This window comes from Gillisia limnaea DSM 15749, from assembly GCF_000243235.1.
Lineage (GTDB): Bacteria > Bacteroidota > Bacteroidia > Flavobacteriales > Flavobacteriaceae > Gillisia > Gillisia limnaea.
Map to the genome: position 1 here is coordinate 239683 of NZ_JH594605.1, position 17864 is coordinate 257546.

The window sequence follows — 17864 nt, forward strand, 5'->3', positions numbered from 1 at the left end:
TATATTTTAATGTATAAGCTGTTAACAAAATCATTTTCTAAACCTGTAATAAATTGTATTTTTACCTTTTAAAACTGAAGAGAATTAATGGGTAAAATCATTGCTATTGCAAACCAAAAAGGCGGGGTAGGTAAAACTACCACCTCTATAAATCTGGCAGCTTCCCTGGGAGTTCTTGAGAAAAAAGTTCTATTGATTGATGCAGACCCTCAGGCAAATGCCACTTCAGGGTTAGGAATTGATGTTGAAACCGTAGAGTTTGGGACGTATCAATTGCTCGAACATTCCATAAAGGCAGAAGAAGCCATCATAAAAACCAGTTCTCCAAATCTTGACATCATCCCTTCTCATATAGATTTGGTGGCTATTGAAATTGAATTGGTAGACCAGGATGAAAGGGAATATATGCTTAAAAAGGCCATTACACACCTTAAGAAGAAATATGATTATATCCTTATAGACTGTGCCCCTTCCTTAGGTCTTTTAACCTTAAATGCCTTAACCGCAGCAGATTCTGTGATAATTCCAATTCAATGTGAATATTTTGCACTTGAGGGGTTAGGGAAATTACTAAACACAATAAAAAGTGTTCAGAAGATACACAACAAGAACCTGGATATTGAAGGGCTATTATTAACCATGTATGATTCCAGACTTAGACTGTCAAATCAAGTGGTAGATGAAGTTCAGAAGCACTTTAATGAGATGGTTTTTACCACAATCATTCAGCGAAATGTGCGTTTAAGTGAAGCACCCAGTTACGGGGAAAGCATCATTAATTATGATGCAAGCAGCAAAGGGGCAAATAATTATTTGAGCCTGGCGCACGAAATTATAAAGAAAAATTCCTAAGAAATGGCGAAAGCTACCAAAAAACAAGCATTAGGACGCGGACTTTCGGCATTGCTGAAAGATCCCGATCACGATATAAAATCTGTTGAAGACAAAAATGCCGATAAGTTAGTTGGTCATATTGTAGAGCTGGATTTAACTTCTATTGAGATGAATCCATTTCAACCAAGAACCAGCTTTAACGAAGAATCACTCCGGGAACTGGCTTCTTCCATCAGGGAGCTTGGAGTTATTCAGCCTATTACGGTTAGAAAACTTGATTTCAATAAATACCAGTTGGTTTCAGGAGAACGAAGATACCGGGCTTCTGGTTTAATTGGTTTGGAAACTATTCCCGCATATATTCGCATTGCCAATGATCAGGAATCCCTGGAGATGGCTTTGGTTGAAAATATTCAGCGTCAGGATCTGGATCCTATTGAGATTGCAATTTCTTATCAGCGATTACTGGACGAAATAAACCTTACTCAGGAACAATTGAGTGACAGGATAGGTAAAAACAGATCTACCATTGCCAACTATTTAAGGTTACTAAAACTGGATCCTATTATCCAAACCGGAATGCGCGATGGTTTCGTAACTATGGGCCATGGCCGTGCATTGATAAACATTGAAAATACTCAAATTCAACTCGATATCTACGAGAAAATTCTTGAGAAATCCCTTTCTGTAAGGGAAACCGAAAAACTGGTAAGAGAATTGAACGGTGTTGAGTCTAAGGAAAAAACCACTTCGAAAGAAAAACCCCTGCCGCAGAATCTCAAAAAGGGGATAAAAGAATTTTCAGATTATTTGGGAGCCAAAGTGGATATTAAAGTGGCTCAAAAGGGAAAAGGAAAACTTATAATTCCATTTACTTCCGAAGAAGATTTTCAACGTATTAAAAAACTCATCCAGGGTGAGAATTAAATTCATTTTTTCGATGGTATTTTCCTTAATGCTCTCCAGTTTGCTGGTGGCTCAGGAAGAGGATACACTTTTGGTGGAAACTGCTGCTGATACTATCGTTAAAAAGGATAAAGATTACAAACCCTACAATGCCCTTGCGCCCGCGAAAGCTGCTTTTTATTCTGCTATTTTACCTGGGTTAGGGCAGGCATACAACGGGAAATACTGGAAAATCCCAATAGCCTATGCCGGATTAGGAGCCGGTATTTATTTTGTCATTGAAAATGATAAACAATTGGATAGATATCGAAGTGCTTATAAAAGAAGACTTGCAGGTTTTAATGATGACGAATTCTCGAACCCAAATCCCGATGGACCTCCGCGAGTTTCAACCGATGGATTGATTCGGGCTCAAAAATTGTTTAGGCGCAATAAAGAACTGGCTCTTTTGGTTACAGCCGGCATCTATGCCCTTAATATTATTGATGCAAACGTAGATGCCCATTTACAACAGTTCAATGTAAGTGAGGATTTGTCCCTTAGGCCCGGAGTAAATTTTGATCAATTTACCGGTAAGACAGGTTATGGACTTACACTCAATTTTAATTTTTAACAAAGCTCTTCAACTTAGAGGATCCAAAACAAAACTTCTGATTCTTCAGGGGAATTTTAATAAACATATCTATGAAAATTGCACTCTCCGGTTACGGTAAAATGGGAAAAACCATTGAAAAGATAGCTCTAGGCAGGGGGCATGAGATCGTGCTCAAAATTTCAGAAAATATTGAAGAGTATAATTTGAGCGAAGCTGAAATAGTTATTGATTTCAGCATTCCAACAGTTGCCTTAAAAAATATCACAACCTGTTTCCAGAATAAGTTACCTGTTGTTAGTGGGACCACAGGATGGCTTAAGGATTATGAAAAAGCTGTTCAAGTTTGTAACGAAGAAAATTCGGGTTTTATATATGCTTCAAATTTTAGTATTGGCGTTAACTTGTTTTTTGAATTAAACGAGAAACTGGCGAAAATGATGGATGGTTTTAAGGATTATTCAGTAGAAATTGAAGAGATCCACCATACTCAAAAACTGGATGCTCCAAGCGGAACAGCGATAAGCCTGGCCCAGCAAATAATAAACAATTCCTCTAAGGATGGATGGGAACTGGACAAGGCAAAAGAGAATGAGATCCCTATTTACGCTAAACGAATTGAAAATGTTCCCGGAACACATAGGGTTTCATATAATTCTGAGGTGGATTCCATAGAGATCAAACATACTGCACATTCCAGAGAAGGTTTTGCTTTGGGTGCTGTTATCGCAGCAGAATGGCTTTTCAATAAAAAGGGAGTTTATACTATGAAGGATGTTCTTTCCGGTTTAAGCTAATTTTTTGTAACAGATATGTCTGAACACACACTAATATTCAGTAAATAATTTATACTATGACGTTCACCCAATGGTTTTTGTTCATCATCCTGGTCCAGGTAGTTCATTTTTTAGGAACCTGGAAACTCTACATCAAGGCAGGCAGAAAGGGCTGGGAAGCTGCAATTCCCATTTATAATGCGGTGATCCTAATGAAAATAATAAACAGGCCATGGTGGTGGACCATACTATTGTTTATTCCTGTTGTAAACCTGATCATGTTCCCTGTAATTTGGGTGGAGACCATTCGTAGCTTTGGCAGGCACAGCACCTGGGAAACATTTCTGGTAATACTTACAGGTGGACTTTATATTTATTACCTTAATTATGTTGCAGATGTTACCTATATTCAGGAAAGGAGTCTTAAACCAAGAACGAGTGCAGGAGAATGGATAAGCTCTGTGCTTTTTGCGGTTATTGCAGCAACGCTGGTTCACACTTACCTTATTCAGCCGTTTACAATACCTACATCTTCCCTTGAAAAAACACTGCTGGTTGGGGATTTCCTTTTTGTGAGCAAATTTCACTACGGAGCAAGAACACCTTTAACCGCAGTTGCTTTTCCTATGGTTCATGATACGATCCCGGTTGCAAATGTAAAATCATACCTGGAAAAACCTCAAATACCCTATTTCAGGCTCCCTGGTTTTCAGGATATTGAAAGAAACGACATTGTTGTGTTTAACTGGCCGGTAGATACCATGAGAAACATGTATTATACCGATAAGTATTATTATAAACCAATAGACAAGAAAACCAACTATGTGAAGCGTGCAGTTGGGGTTCCCGGGGATTCCCTTCAAATCATCGACGGAAAAATCCATATTGATTCCCAACCACTGGAATTGCCGGAAAGAGCACGGCCACAGTTCTCTTATGAGGGAACAACTAAAGGGCAGGCATTTGATTATAATTATTTATATGAACGCTATGATATAACCGATCCTTATGGTTATAATCCCAACAACAATACATTCCGGATAAATCTTACCGAAGAAGCCTATTCAAAATTTAAAAACCATCCCAATGTAGCTACCATTCAAAGAGTGATAGATTCTGTTGGAAGAGAGGCAGATATTTTCCCGTCAAGTCAGGATATATCCTGGAATCGTGACAATTTTGGTCCCATTTACATTCCTAAAAAAGGGGTAACGATTCCAATCACACAGAAATCACTTCCTTTTTACAAAAGAATCATTGAGGTGTATGAAGGTTCGGAACTGGGAATAGAAAATAAAATTAGCCAGAACGGCACACAGATCCTGCTAAATGGATCAACTATAGAATCGTACACCTTCAAGCAGGATTATTACTGGATGATGGGAGATAACAGGCATAATAGCTTAGACAGCCGCTATTTTGGTTATGTGCCCGAAAATCATGTGGTTGGAAAACCTGTTTTCATCTGGATGAGCTGGGATGCCAATGGTAAAGGTTTTTTTGATAAAATAAGATGGGAACGAATGTTCACCACAGTAAAAGGAGGTGGAACTCCAATATCCTATTTACCCTATTTTCTTATAGTAGTGGTTATTTTAATAGCATATAATTTTTTCAAAAAAAGAAGGGATTCTTAATTTTCAGAAACTATAAGATGCAGGAAATTTTACTACATCTCCCCTACTTCGGACCGGTTTCCCATTTTAGGGAGCTGGTAAAACCTGCTGGTATTTGTTTTGAAAATGAAGATAATTATCAAAAACAAACCTATAGAAACCGCATGTATATTTACGGTGCAAATGGAAAATTACTGCTTAATATTCCTGTAAAACACCTTCCTAAATCCAAGCAAAGGCAGCATCAAAAATATAGAGATATCAAGATAGAGAAAGATCTTAAGTGGCAAAAACAGCATTGGAAATCATTAAAATCTGCCTATCAAACATCCCCGTTCTTCGAGTTTTATGAATATGAAATAGCTCCCCTTTACCTTAAAGATTATAATTTCCTAATGGATTTTAATTACGATTGTTTTGATGTTATTCGCAGTTGCCTCCAGTTGGAGATCGATTTTAAAAAAACTGAGGAATATTTTAATGATGCTAACGACTTCATCGATAAGCGGGATCTTATCAACGCTAAAAAAAATATCGAAATTCCGGAGTATGTCCAGGTTTTTCAGGATAAATTTGGGTTTTTATCCAATCTTTCCATTTTAGATCTTCTCTTCAATGAAGGCCCTAATACGACCAATTATTTAAAAAGCCTTAAGTAGCCTTTACCATTTAATGTGGCTCATTATTGGAAAATGATCGGATAATTGTTGATCGCTAAAAGTCTCAAAGGAATTTATTTCCAGCTCCTTATCGATTAAAAGAAAATCGATGCGCAGAGGAAAATAACTAAGGTCAAAAGATTTTCCAAATCCAGCACCGGCGTCCATAAAGGCATCTTTAAAACGATCTCCTTTGACGTATTTATAGATATAAGAAAACGCAGTGTTATTGAAGTCTCCTAAAATCAAAGTTTTATAAGGTGATTTGTTAACTTCCACCATCATTAATTCCGCCTGTTCCTGCTGAAGTTTAAATCCATAGGCAATTCGCCCAACCAACTTTTTTGAATCTCCTTCCTGAAGGTTTTTAATTTCTGGTTTTATATTTAGTGACTGAAAATGCACATTAAATATGCGAAGCGTATCCTCATTTTTAACAATATCTACAAAAATTGCATTGTTGTTGCCATTATGAGGAAAATCGACCGAATGTTCCTTAATGATGGGATACTTCGAAAAAATTGCAGATCCAAACTCTGAATTTTTATCTTTTAACTTTATAAAGCTGTGAGGGTAGATTTCCTTCAGTCCGGATACACCCACATAATGCTCTTGAGTAACCAGAATATCAGGATCTTTTTCATTAATAAATTCAGTGATCTTTTTAGGGATCAATTTGTCATTGGTCCAGTTATATGCATTGAACATCCGCACATTATAACTCATTATAGAAAGATCCCCGGAGGTTGAGTTATTTATACCCCCAAACTGAATCCAGGAAATAACATTCGAATAACCCAGAATTAAAATGATAAGAGACAATAAAAACTGACGTCTAAATCTAATGGCCCATAACAGCATAAAAAGGATGTTTGCCAGTATTAAAACCGGAACACCCAGACTTAATACAGAAAGCAATGGAAATGCAGAGGGGGGTACAAATGGTAATAAATAGGAAAGCAAAAGAGCAAACGCGAACAAAGAATTGACAATAAACAGGAATTTATCAAATAACCCGAGTTTTCTCATTTAATTATCTTTCCCTGCATTAAACAAAAAATCTTTTTCCTGTTTAGTAAGGCTGTCATAGCCGCTTTTGCTTATTTTATCTAAGATAGAATCGATTTTTTCCTGCTTTTCAGTCTTAGTTATTTTTGAGGAAACAGTTTTTGAAGTGGTTTGCCCGGTTCTTTTATAGACTGTGCGCATGATTGGCTTTGATTTTCCAGAGCTTTCAAAAAGGGCAAGAAACCAAATGACTGATTTTTCAAATCCGCTGGCGATATCATTCCCTTTTGCCAGTTGGGATGAATAAAAATACCCAAATAAAGCTCCTCCCAGGTGTGCCAAATGCCCGCCCGCATTGCCAAAGGGAATTTGAACAACATCCAATACCACTAGAAAAGCAGCAATATACCAGAATTTAATATTTCCCAGGATAAGAAGACGTATTCCCATATTGGGAATTCTGGTGGCTATTCCAACCAATACAGCCATCACCCCGGCAGATGCTCCCAACAAATAAGAACGACCGGTACCCTGAAAGGCAGGAAATAAATTATAGCTCAACATATACACCATCCCACCTACAATCACTCCAAGAAAATAAAAGGTGAGCAATTTTTTTGAAGGAAAATAGCTTAGGAAATAATTTCCCGCATAGTAAAGAATAAGCATATTGGATAAAATATGCCAAATCCCGGAATGCATAAAAGAATACGTGATAATAGACCAGGGTTTAAAAATATATTCCCCCGGTTCTTTGGGAAAAACAAGCCATTCCAATAAAAAATCTGAAGGCAACTGAAACAAGAAAGCGATGGTTTTAAAAACATAAAACAAAATAAAAACCAACACATTTATGCCTATTAATTTTTCAACTACCGAAGCCGTTTGAAATTTATGCCTTATTTTATCTGCTGCGCTCATCAATCCCAACGGTTTTGGTTAAACTGATTTTTTTTCCAGTACCACATCATAATAAATCCAAATAACGCCCCTCCTACATGGGCAAAGTGCGCTATCCCACCTCCAAATAACGAATATCCTGTGACTCCTGAAAATAAATCTATGCCTATTAATACAGGAATAAATATTTTTGCTTTAATTGGAATTGGAACAAAAAGCAAAAAGAGTTCGACATTGGGAAATAACATTCCAAAAGCTACAAGAATACCGTAAATAGCACCGGAGGCACCTACTGCAGGAGTATTATAAGCGGTAAACATACTTTCCAGGGTTTCCCGTGGCACCGAATCTAAAATAGCCGTGGAATACTGCCCGGTTTCCAATAATTGCTGGATGGCCGCGGGATTCATTCCTGCCTCTACTAAGGTGCTGTACGCACTTTCTACGTGGAAATAATTCACCAGGGAATGGATTATAGCAGCTCCAATTCCGCATGAGAAATAAAAGAACAGAAATTTCTTCTGCCCCAGCATTTGTTCTATTGGACTACCAAAGGCCCATAATGCATACATATTAAACAGAATGTGCATAAAACTCCCGTGCATGAACATATGGGTAATTACCTGCCAAATTCCAAAATTATCATTTTGAAAAAACCATAAGGAGAATATTTTGTAGGTAAAATCCCCAATAAACATAGTCCCTGCAAAAAACATTGCATTTATAATTATAAGTACTTTTACAGTATCTGTAATTTTTCCCATTTACATGAATTTTTTTTCCAGTTCTTCAACCGGCAAGGTAATAAAAACAGGTTTGTTAAAAGGGGTAATCGATGCCTCTTTACAGGCAAATAAACCGTTGACTATATGCTGCTGTTCTGTTGAATTCAATAAATTTCCAGATTTCACTGCCATACTCTTTGCCAGGGATTTAGCAAGAAGATCTGTTTGTGAAAAGTTGTTCTCGGGAACCTCATTTTCAAAGTCAGATAAAAGTTGTTCCAGCAACATTTCCACCTCACTTTCGAGAATAAGCGTGGGAATCCCTGTAATTTCTACCGAATCTGATTTTATTTCAGAAAAAATGAATCCCGTTTGCTCCAGAGAATCCTTTATCCCTTTGAGTAATTCTATTTCTTGTTGGTTAAACTGAAGGATCAATGGAAACAACAATTGTTGACTTACCGCTGCAGAAACCGTGATACTTTTTAAAAGCTCTTCATACAAGATCCTTGTGTGAGCCCGGTGTTGGTCTATCACTAACATTCCATTTTTAAGCGTGGTAATGATGAATTTTTTATTGAGCTGAAATGTGGTGTTCTGCGCTTCCTCGGTTTTATAAGCTCCAAAAAGATTCCCGGTAACCTCTTCACTTTCAAACTCTATTTGCCTCACATCGGGATCAATTCCTGAAGACTCACTTTTTAATCCTGTGTAGAGACTTTCCCAGCCAACAGATTCCTTTTTATAATCGTTTCTAAAACTACCCCGGTGCTCATTCTTAAAAGGATTAAAATTCCTGTCTACCTCCACCTGTGGAGCCGAGGCATGCCTTTTTTCATAATCATACGGCGTATCCAGCGTTGGGTCTCTTTCAAAATCCAAAACAGGCGCTACATTAAACTGCCCGAGACTGTGTTTAATCGCACTTCTTAAAATGGCATATAAAGCGTGTTCATCATCAAATTTTATTTCGGTTTTTGTAGGATGAATGTTTATATCAATACTTTTGGGATCAACTTTTAGATATAAGAAATAACTTGGATAGCTTTTATCTTTCAGCAAACCTTCAAAAGCTGCGGTAACAGCATGATTTAAATAAGGACTTTTAATGAACCTGTCGTTTACAAAAAAGAACTGTTCGCCACGGGTGCGTTTGGCATATTCAGGTTTTCCAACAAATCCTGAAATTTTCACAATTTCGGTATTTTCATTAACGGGCACCAGTTTCTCGTTAGTCTTTCCTCCAAGAATGTTGGTAATCCTTTGCCTGTAATTGGTATCTGGGAGTTGAAACAACTCGCTTGAATTATGCACCAAAGAAAATGCTATATGTGGATGTGCCAGGGAAACCCGTTGAAATTCATCTATAATATGCCGGGTTTCCACCGTATCCGATTTCAGGAAATTTCGTCTTGCAGGAATATTATAAAAAAGGTTTTTAACACTTATAGATGTCCCGGATGAAGCTACGCAGGCATCCTGAGAAATAATTTCACTTCCTTCTATCCTGATACAGGTTCCTACTTCATCTTCTTCCCTGCGGGTTTTGAGTTCTACATGAGCAATCGCCGCGATGGAAGCTAATGCCTCTCCCCTAAAGCCCTTTGTTTGAAGGCTAAAAAGATCTTCAGCCGATTTTATTTTGGAAGTCGCATGACGTTCAAAGCTTAGCCTGGCATCCGTAAGACTCATGCCAACTCCGTTATCAACAATCCTAATAAGTATTTTGCCCGCTTCTTTTATATAAACCTGTATATTACTGGCCTGAGCATCGATGGAGTTTTCGAGTAATTCCTTTATAACGGACGCCGGACGCTGCACTACTTCTCCGGCGGCGATTTGGTTGGCTACATGGTCCGGCAGCAAATGGATAACATCTTTCATGTGTAATTTAATTCGAAAAGATGGATAAATCGAAGTCGATGATCCATAGGAAAATAAGGATCAAAAGGATGATAATATAGATTACTCTTTTATTGATCTCCCGGTTTCCTCTGGTCCTGCTCGAGGTGCGGGCATCGGCCCATTGGGAGCCAAAATCTATGGAGTTGGTAGTGTTTTTGTATTTATTGAATTTTGATTCAAAGGAGTAAATATTGCCCTCTTCTTTCCCTTTATAATAACGAGGAGTGTAATTATAGCGGGAATTCTTTCGGAGTTTGCCTAAATTGAGTTTCAAAATTTTCGGATTTATTTATGTTCAAATTTACTTAAAAAGCTACAGAAAATAAAGCTTGTTTAGGTAATTTTAAGGGAACAAGAATAATGCCGAATAAAGTAAATTTAGAATCGGGCGTCTTTCCTGAGTTGTGCCATTTTAATAGCAGCCACACCGGCTTCAGATCCTTTATTACCATGTTTTCCCCCGGAGCGGTCAATGGCCTGTTGCATATTTTTATCGGTTAGCACACAAAAGATCACAGGAATATCGTGGTGCACATTAAGATCTTTAATTCCCTGGGATACTCCCTGGCAAACAAAATCAAAATGCTTTGTCTCCCCTTCAATCACGCTTCCAATAGCGATAATAGCATCCAGCATATCATAGCTTTCCTGCATTTTTTTACAGGCATAAATAAGTTCAAAACTTCCAGGAACATTCCAGCGTACGATATTTTCGTTGATGACGCCGTTTTCTTTCAGTGCATTAAAAGCACCCTGGAATAAACCTTCCGTTATCTCCTCGTTCCACTCTGCTACCACAATTCCAAAACGAAATTCTTTTGCATCCGGAACCCGGCTTTTATCGTATTCTGAAAGATTTTTACCTTCGGTGGCCATAGGATTTTTTTATTTCATTGCCTGAGCTCTTCCCAGGTAAACAGGTACCTGATTTGCTTCAGGAGCACCAGAGAATTCATCTTTTATCCTGTTTAAATACTTAACAGCTTGTTCTCCTTTTCCTAATTCTATTGCCGTAAGAGCAGCCTTCAGCAAAAACCTTGGTGTTGTAAACTCATTGGAACGCATAGAAGCAGCCTCATCATAATAACTTAAGGCTTCTTCCGGTTGATTCAATTGCATAAAGGCATCACCAATTCCACCTTTAGCCAAAGGCGCGAGGATCTCATCATCACTATTAAAATCTTCCAGAAATTCGATAGCTTCCTGGTATCTGTTAGAATTTAAATACGCAAATCCTGCATAGTAATTGGCAAGATTAGCGGCATTTGTACTGCTATATTCTTCGATGATGTCAAGAAAACCATATTTTCCTTCGCCACCGTTTAATGCCATATTATATAAAGAGTCACTCTGCGCACCGGATCCGGCTAATGCATTATCAAAATACTGCTGTGCCTGGAACATTTCATTTGCAGCTTCAAGTTCCTTTGGCTCCTGAACAAAACGTTGCCATCCTAAATATCCCAGGATTACTACAGCGGCCAAACCAACGATAACATAGATGTATTTTTGATTTTTCGCTACAAAGGCTTCTGTTTTATTTGCACCTTCATCCAGCGTATTAAATACCTCTGCAGTTGTAGATTCATCCTCTACTTTTTTTGCCTGTTCTTCTTTATTAGATGGTTTATGTCCTTTTTTCTTGTAAGTCGCCATAGAATTGGTTTAATGTGTGGCAAAAATAAAATTTTTATTCAGATATAAAAGGGAAAAATTTTGTTATTTTTTAATAATTTTAACGCTATTCCTTTACCTTTACAACTCAAGCTATTTTATTCATTAAGCTGAATTACAGCATTTTATGTTTTTAAAAACCCTTTCACTAGTCAATTATAAGAATTTTACTACCGCCTCCTTTGATTTTGATTCCAAAATAAACTGTTTAGTAGGTCATAATGGGGTTGGAAAAACCAATGTGCTGGATAGTATTTACCATCTCTCCTTCGGAAAAAGCTATTTCAACCCAATTACCAGTCAGAATATTAATCATGACGCCGAATTTTTCGTGATCGACGGTACTTTGGAGAAGAATGACCGGGAAGAGCATATTCTGGTAAGTGCGAAACGTGGCCAAAAAAAGGTGATCAAACGAAATAATAAAGCCTACGAGAAATTTAGTGAGCACATTGGCTTCATTCCTGCCGTGATCATTTCCCCGGGAGACCGGGATCTTATTATAGAAGGTAGTGAAACCCGTCGTAAATTTATGGATGGGGTGATTTCCCAAAGCGACCAGGAGTACCTGAATGCATTGATACAGTATGGAAAAGTGGTTGCACAAAGAAATGCACTTTTGAAATTTTTTGCTGCAAATTCCAAATTTGACAGGGATACCCTTGATATCTATAACGCCCAAATGAACGATCTGGGAAATTTACTTTTTGAAAAAAGAAAGGTGTTTTTGGAGGAATTCATTCCCATCTTTGACAAACGCTATGCTGAAATCACCAACCAAAAAGAAAGGGTTGCCATAGAATACAAGAGCCAGTTATTTGAAAAACCTATTTCCGAATTGCTGGATCAAAACCTGCAGAAGGATATGATGCTTCAATACACTAGTGTGGGACTTCATAAAGATGATCTCAGTTTTGAGATAGAAGGACATCCCATTAAAAAATTTGGGTCTCAGGGTCAGCAAAAATCTTTTCTCATCGCTTTAAAACTCGCTCAATTCGATTTCATAAAAAAATTGAGCAAATCCAGTCCGTTATTGCTTCTGGATGATATTTTTGATAAATTGGATGAACAACGTGTAGCGCACATTGTTACCCTGGTTGCTGAAAATGAGTTAGGACAAATATTTATTAGTGATACCCATCCAGACAGGACAGAAAAAGTGGTTAAAGAAAGTAATCAGTCCTATAAAATGTTTAGATTGTGATCTGTTCCGCAGTATCTATTTCAGCAAATAATAAAAATAACTCCAAACCTGTATAAATGAAAAACCTGGTATTAATAATCCTACTTACTACGTTAATTACAAGCTGTAACCAACAAACTCCTGAGGAAAAACTCATCAATTTGAACGGATACTGGGAGATTGAAAAAGTAGAGTTCTCTAAAGATTCCATCAAACAATTTCGGATGAGTGAAAATGTGGATTATTTTGAAATTAAAGATGGTGTTGGTTTTAGAAAGAAGGTCCGCCCTCAATATGACGGCACCTACATCGTTACCGAAGATGCAGAAAAGATTGAAGCAAGGATCGAAAATGACAGTCTGAATTTATATTACGCTACGCCTTTCGATTCCTGGAAGGAAACAGTTTTAAAAGCGAGCGAAGATAAAATGAGTATTAGGAGCAACCAGGGGTTTATTTATCATTACAAAAGATTTAAATCATTATTAAACGAGCTAAATGAAGAAGAGATATAACGAAAACATGAAACTTAGTGATGCTTTGCAGGATTTTGTAGCAAGCAACAAGCTTCAAACAGGCCTGGATAAAGTAAATGCAAGGGATGTATGGAATGCCCAAATGGGGCCGGCAATCGAAAAATATACCACCTCCATAAAACTTGATGGCAGCACGCTTTATGTCCAATTGAGTTCATCTGTACTAAGGGAAGAATTGAGTTATGGGAAGGAAAAGATCGTCAAACTTCTTAATGAAGAATTAGGCAAGAACCTCATCACCAAATTGGTTTTAAGGTAGGGTTCCCGAACCTTTTTAAACAAAGATCCTTAATTTTCTTCCAAACAATTCCTTATCAACCGGAGTAACCTTTTTCATAAAGGGGAAACTTCTTTTGCGAATCCATTATCCACAAAGAAGTTTGCCAGTAGGCTGAATTAAACCCTCAATGAGGGATTTAACTTCACTGTTGGGATTAAAAAAAACTTAAAGCTTTCAAATTTATTTTATTTCGGGTCTTAATTAATTAACTTTAAGAAGATGTAACATCAGGGAATCATGAATGTGAGCAGGGAAGAAATGATTGAAAATCAACTAATAAGGAGGGGGATAAGCGACCCCATGGTTTTACAGGCGATGCGGGAGATAGATCGTGCACTTTTTATACCGGAGGAAATGCAGGAGTTCGCTTATGAAGACAGGCCTTTGAGCATTGGAAATGGACAAACTATAAGCCAGCCTTTTATAGTTGCTTATATGGCCCAGGAATTAAAACTAAACCGGGAAGATATAATCCTGGAGATAGGCACTGGTTGTGGTTACAATGCTGCAATTATGGCTAACATCGTAAACCATGTGTACAGTATTGAAGTGATAGAATGGCTGGAGGAATACGCAAGTGAAAACCTGAAAAAAGCAGGAATTAAAAATGTAACAACACGTTGTGAAGATGGCTACAAAGGTTGGCCGGAAAAAGCCCCTTTTGATGCTATTACCCTCACTGCGGCGCCACCCTACATCCCTCAACCTCTTAAAAAACAACTTGCAATTGGCGGACGTTTGCTTGCCCCGGTAGGTAGGGCAAGGCAACAACTAAAACTTTTGGAAAAAACCGGAGATGATACTTTTATTGAAAACAGGCTCTTGATGGTAAGTTTTGTCCCCATGACGGGGGAAGCACAGAAATAGAGGGCGTGATTTGAAAAATGATTGCCAAACCTTTTCAAGGCCATAGCAGCGAGCAAAGTTGCGAAAGAAATATTATACTGCTTTTTCAGGAAAATCCTGGGAAATGAAATTTATAAGAAAGAACAAAACAAAAAAACCACCCAAAAGTGGGTGGTCATTAATTATTTTCTGAAAAATGGTTAAAACATTTCTCTTCCGGCGAAATGAAAAGCAGATTCTATTGCTGCATTTTCATCGCTATCGCTTCCGTGGATCGCATTTTCAGCGATTGAAGCAGCATATTTCTTTCTGATAGTTCCTTCAGCAGCATCCTCAGGATTGGTAGCACCAATCAAAGTTCTGAAATCTTCTACAGCGTTGTCCTTTTCTAAAACAGCAGCTACAATAGGTCCCTGTGTCATATAATCTACCAATTCCCCGTAAAATGGACGTTCCTTATGCACTTCATAAAAAGTTTGTGCATCGCTTTTTGTCATTTGGGTCATTTTCAGTGCAACGATCCTGAAACCTGAAGCATTGATCTGTTCAAGGATCGCACCGATGTATCCTTTTTCAATTGCATCGGGCTTAAGCATTGTAAATGTTCTATTATTTGCCATCTTGTGGTATTTAAATTTTCGGCAAAAATAAACAAATCAACCAAGTCTACAAGTCTATTTATGCTTTTATATTAGGCAGTTAATTAAAGACCTGAATCAATTGCTGTTGCAACTTATTTCCCTGTCCCCGCATTTGCATGGTTATCTTTTTCTTGCCAAAATCAAAAAATAATAAACCAAAACTCAAATCGCTTATCACTTCTCCAACTCTGTATTGATTTGGTTCTCCGGAAAAACTGGTATAGGTATGGGTTAGCCCGCTGGAGGTAAAATCAATCAATGGATATTTTAAGGATGTAATTTCTACTTTAGAAAACTCTGAAATATGGCGGTCCCCGCTTAAAAGGACAACATTTTCAGCTTTAGAGGCAATAATAAGGGCCTTCAATTTTTCCACTTCTTTCGGAAAATTGCCCCAGGTTTCAAAACCATGTTCCGCGGAAATGATCTGAATACTACTCACTATTAAATTAAAATCGGCTTTACTGTTTTTCAATTCACGTTCCAGCCATTTCCATTGTTCTTCTCCCAAAACAGTGCCTTCCAGGTTTGGATCATATCGCTTACCCGCTTCTTCACTCACTATCAAATTAGATCTGAAATATCTTGTGTCCAGCAGGATTACTTTTACACTTCCATTTTCGAGATTGAACTCCTTGCTGTGATAAACTCCTTTCCGCTGCCTGCGCTCATCATTTTGAGGAACATCTAAGAAATCCAAAAATTTTTGCTGACTTTCCTCTTTATATTCCCATTCGGTTCCTGCATCGTTTTTCCCATAGTCATGATCATCCCAGGTTGCTAAAACAGGCGTGGAAGAAATCAATTTTTGATAACCCGGGTTTGACTTTTGAATATTATAATCCTGCTCCATTCTATTCATATTCGGGGTATCTGCGTAGATATTATCACCACCCCATATAAAAACATCCGGTTTGTTTGCAATTATTGGGTCCCAAAGGGGCTGCGGGAGATTTTGTTTATTACAACTTCCAAAAGCGATGGTGAAATCGGCACTTTCAACACGATTCAATTCAACAGTCTCCTCCGACTTTAAAGCCTGATTTTCTTCAGAATTTTTCCCAGGTCCACAGGAATTCAGAAGCAATAATAGTAACGATACCCTTAAAATTTGTTTCATTTGTGGTAAATTTCAGAATTACAAAAATAAGAAATCAGATTTATTGAAAATGTTATTAAATTGTATCTTTACCCCTTATTATGATAGAACAAAGTATTTTAGAGATTACTTCAGCACTTTCTGTAGCAAAAAATATAGTAATTGTCCCACATAAAGGCCCGGATGGAGATGCGATTGGATCCTGCCTGGGACTTTATCATTTTTTGAAGGAAAAAAAACATGAAGTAAAAGTGATTGCTCCAAATGATTTTCCACAATTTTTAAAGTGGCTGCCTGGTAGTGAGGATGTTTTAATTTATGAAAATGAGGTAGATTATTGTACTACTTTAATTGACGCAGCCGAAATTGTATTTACACTGGATTTCAATGTTTTGGCCCGAACGGGAGCAATGGAAGAGCCATTGAGAGCATCTGATGCGATTTTTATAATGATCGACCATCACCCGGAACCATCAGATTATGCAAACCATACCTACAGCGATGCAACGATGAGTTCCACCTGCCAGATGGTATTTAAATTCCTTCAGAAATTAAGAGCCGTTAAGCACATTAGCCCAGAGATAGCCACTTGCCTCTACACCGGAATAATGACAGATACAGGCTCTTTTAGGTACAGGTCTACTTCCAGTGAAACACACCGGGTAATCGCTGAACTAATTGATAAAGGAGCAGACAATACCCGAATACACCAACAGGTTTTTGACACATTTTCTCAAAACCGGATGCAACTTTTAGGCGTAGCTCTACAAAATTTACGAGTAAACAATGAATTAAGAACAGCATATATCACACTTTCTCAGGAAGAACTGGACAAAAACAACTTTAGAAAAGGAGATACCGAAGGATTTGTTAATTATGGATTGTCCCTGGAAGGAATTATATTTGCAGCCATTTTTATAGAACATAAAAAAGAAGGTATTATTAAGATTAGTTTCAGATCTAAAGGAAATTTTTCCGTAAATGCTTTTTCCAGAGCCCATTTTAGCGGGGGTGGCCATTTAAATGCCGCAGGAGGAAAAAGTGAACTTTCGCTGGAAAATACGGTAACAAAATTTAATGCCGTTTTACCGGAATATAAAGAAGAATTAAGTCTATGAAATATTTGAGATATACGATGATCCTTATGGGAATTCTTGTTTTTGGATGCAAACCTCCGGAAGCCAGAAAGCCTGTAACTCAAAATTCGGGATCATTCATCAATGAATCCATTCAAAGGAATAAGCAACTGGTCGCTCAGGAAGAAGCTCAAATTTTAGAAATTATTGAACGCGATTCCATCAACGACTATATCACCTCAGAAAATGGTTTCTGGTATTACTATACTAAAAGATCTACCGATTCCCTGAACACCTATACTCCCAAATTTGGGGATGTGGTGGAGTTTGATTATTCGATCAAATCCTTAGCCGGTCAGGATATTTATGCCGAAGGAGAATTGGCTACAAAAAACTATGCAATCGACAAAGAAGAACTTTTTGGCGGATTGCGGGAAGGATTAAAACTGATGAAAGAAGGGGAAGTGGTTACTTTTATCTTCCCTTCACATAAAGCATTTGGATATTATGGTGACAAAAATAAGATTGGCACCAATATCCCGATAATTGCCAAAGTAACTTTACATTTAATAACTGAAGAAACCAATAAAAATAACAATGATTAG

The 17864-nt window shown here is 37.6% G+C and carries 21 protein-coding genes; 12 read left to right on the top strand and 9 right to left on the bottom strand.

What is annotated here, in order from left to right:
* Positions 1-87 precede the first annotated feature (87 nt).
* The 6 genes from GILLI_RS01160 (at position 88) to GILLI_RS01185 (ending at position 5383) form a co-directional block, all read left to right on the top strand.
* Positions 88-852 carry a ParA family protein gene (locus GILLI_RS01160; protein ID WP_006987280.1) on the top strand — a complete coding sequence of 255 codons (765 nt, stop codon included), beginning with the start codon at positions 88-90 and terminating at the stop codon, positions 850-852.
* A 3-nt stretch (positions 853-855) separates the two neighbouring features.
* Positions 856-1761 (top strand): ParB/RepB/Spo0J family partition protein, encoded by a 906-nt coding sequence (locus GILLI_RS01165; protein ID WP_006987281.1) that lies wholly within the window; start codon positions 856-858, stop codon positions 1759-1761.
* A gap of 13 nt (positions 1762-1774) precedes the next feature.
* Positions 1775-2353 (top strand): DUF5683 domain-containing protein, encoded by a 579-nt coding sequence (locus tag GILLI_RS01170; RefSeq protein WP_006987282.1) that lies wholly within the window; start codon positions 1775-1777, stop codon positions 2351-2353.
* A 71-nt stretch (positions 2354-2424) separates the two neighbouring features.
* Complete coding sequence (gene dapB / locus GILLI_RS01175) at positions 2425-3129, top strand: 4-hydroxy-tetrahydrodipicolinate reductase (protein ID WP_006987283.1); 705 nt, start codon at positions 2425-2427, stop codon at positions 3127-3129.
* 56 nt (positions 3130-3185) lie between these two features.
* Positions 3186-4745 carry a signal peptidase I gene (lepB, locus tag GILLI_RS01180; protein WP_006987284.1) on the top strand — a complete coding sequence of 520 codons (1560 nt, stop codon included), beginning with the start codon at positions 3186-3188 and terminating at the stop codon, positions 4743-4745.
* A gap of 17 nt (positions 4746-4762) precedes the next feature.
* Positions 4763-5383, top strand: a complete 621-nt coding sequence (locus tag GILLI_RS01185) for a WbqC family protein (RefSeq protein WP_006987285.1) — start codon at positions 4763-4765, stop codon at positions 5381-5383.
* A gap of 3 nt (positions 5384-5386) precedes the next feature.
* Here the strand turns inward: GILLI_RS01185 and GILLI_RS01190 are convergent, their stop codons facing one another.
* The 7 genes from GILLI_RS01190 to GILLI_RS01220 all read right to left on the bottom strand — a co-directional run bounded on the left by GILLI_RS01190 (position 5387) and on the right by GILLI_RS01220 (position 11577).
* On the bottom strand, positions 5387-6412 hold the full coding sequence (locus GILLI_RS01190) for an endonuclease/exonuclease/phosphatase family protein (RefSeq protein WP_006987286.1): 1026 nt from the start codon (positions 6410-6412) through the stop codon (positions 5387-5389).
* Positions 6413-7312 (bottom strand): rhomboid family intramembrane serine protease, encoded by a 900-nt coding sequence (locus GILLI_RS01195; protein ID WP_006987287.1) that lies wholly within the window; start codon positions 7310-7312, stop codon positions 6413-6415.
* Positions 7312-8055 (bottom strand): rhomboid family intramembrane serine protease, encoded by a 744-nt coding sequence (locus GILLI_RS01200; protein WP_006987288.1) that lies wholly within the window; start codon positions 8053-8055, stop codon positions 7312-7314. Before GILLI_RS01200 ends, GILLI_RS01195 begins: the two co-directional genes overlap by 1 nt.
* Positions 8056-9900, bottom strand: coding sequence for a DNA mismatch repair endonuclease MutL (gene mutL, locus GILLI_RS01205; RefSeq protein ID WP_006987289.1), 1845 nt, complete (start codon positions 9898-9900; stop codon positions 8056-8058).
* A 7-nt stretch (positions 9901-9907) separates the two neighbouring features.
* Positions 9908-10195 (bottom strand): hypothetical protein, encoded by a 288-nt coding sequence (locus GILLI_RS01210; protein ID WP_006987290.1) that lies wholly within the window; start codon positions 10193-10195, stop codon positions 9908-9910.
* A gap of 104 nt (positions 10196-10299) precedes the next feature.
* Positions 10300-10797: a 6,7-dimethyl-8-ribityllumazine synthase gene (gene ribH, locus GILLI_RS01215; RefSeq protein WP_006987291.1), complete on the bottom strand. Its 498-nt coding sequence runs from the start codon at positions 10795-10797 to the stop codon at positions 10300-10302.
* Between the two features lie 9 nt (positions 10798-10806).
* Positions 10807-11577, bottom strand: coding sequence for a tetratricopeptide repeat protein (locus GILLI_RS01220; protein WP_006987292.1), 771 nt, complete (start codon positions 11575-11577; stop codon positions 10807-10809).
* A gap of 145 nt (positions 11578-11722) precedes the next feature.
* On the opposite strand from GILLI_RS01220, the gene recF reads away from it, so the two are divergent.
* The 4 genes from recF (at position 11723) to GILLI_RS01240 (ending at position 14464) form a co-directional block, all read left to right on the top strand.
* Positions 11723-12802 (top strand): DNA replication/repair protein RecF, encoded by a 1080-nt coding sequence (gene recF / locus GILLI_RS01225; RefSeq protein WP_006987293.1) that lies wholly within the window; start codon positions 11723-11725, stop codon positions 12800-12802.
* A 56-nt stretch (positions 12803-12858) separates the two neighbouring features.
* The gene (locus GILLI_RS01230; RefSeq protein ID WP_006987294.1) at positions 12859-13296 is read left to right on the top strand and encodes a lipocalin family protein; all 438 of its coding nucleotides are present in this window, start codon (positions 12859-12861) and stop codon (positions 13294-13296) included.
* A complete protein-coding gene (locus GILLI_RS01235; protein WP_006987295.1) occupies positions 13280-13576 on the top strand; it encodes a DciA family protein in 297 nt (98 codons plus the stop codon). Before GILLI_RS01230 ends, GILLI_RS01235 begins: the two co-directional genes overlap by 17 nt.
* 258 nt (positions 13577-13834) lie before the next feature.
* Positions 13835-14464 (top strand): protein-L-isoaspartate(D-aspartate) O-methyltransferase, encoded by a 630-nt coding sequence (locus tag GILLI_RS01240; protein ID WP_006987296.1) that lies wholly within the window; start codon positions 13835-13837, stop codon positions 14462-14464.
* Between the two features lie 179 nt (positions 14465-14643).
* Here GILLI_RS01240 and GILLI_RS01245 read toward each other — a convergent pair whose 3' ends face one another.
* Positions 14644-15063, bottom strand: coding sequence for a nucleoside-diphosphate kinase (locus GILLI_RS01245; RefSeq protein WP_006987297.1), 420 nt, complete (start codon positions 15061-15063; stop codon positions 14644-14646).
* Between the two features lie 79 nt (positions 15064-15142).
* Entirely contained in the window at positions 15143-16204 is a 1062-nt protein-coding gene (locus GILLI_RS01250; RefSeq protein WP_006987298.1) for an alkaline phosphatase D family protein, read from the bottom strand.
* Positions 16205-16284: 80 nt separating this feature from the next.
* On the opposite strand from GILLI_RS01250, the gene GILLI_RS01255 reads away from it, so the two are divergent.
* Positions 16285-17301 carry a DHH family phosphoesterase gene (locus GILLI_RS01255; RefSeq protein WP_006987299.1) on the top strand — a complete coding sequence of 339 codons (1017 nt, stop codon included), beginning with the start codon at positions 16285-16287 and terminating at the stop codon, positions 17299-17301.
* Positions 17298-17864: a gliding motility-associated peptidyl-prolyl isomerase GldI gene (gene gldI / locus GILLI_RS01260; protein WP_006987300.1), complete on the top strand. Its 567-nt coding sequence runs from the start codon at positions 17298-17300 to the stop codon at positions 17862-17864. The genes GILLI_RS01255 and gldI overlap by 4 nt, the downstream gene beginning before the upstream one ends.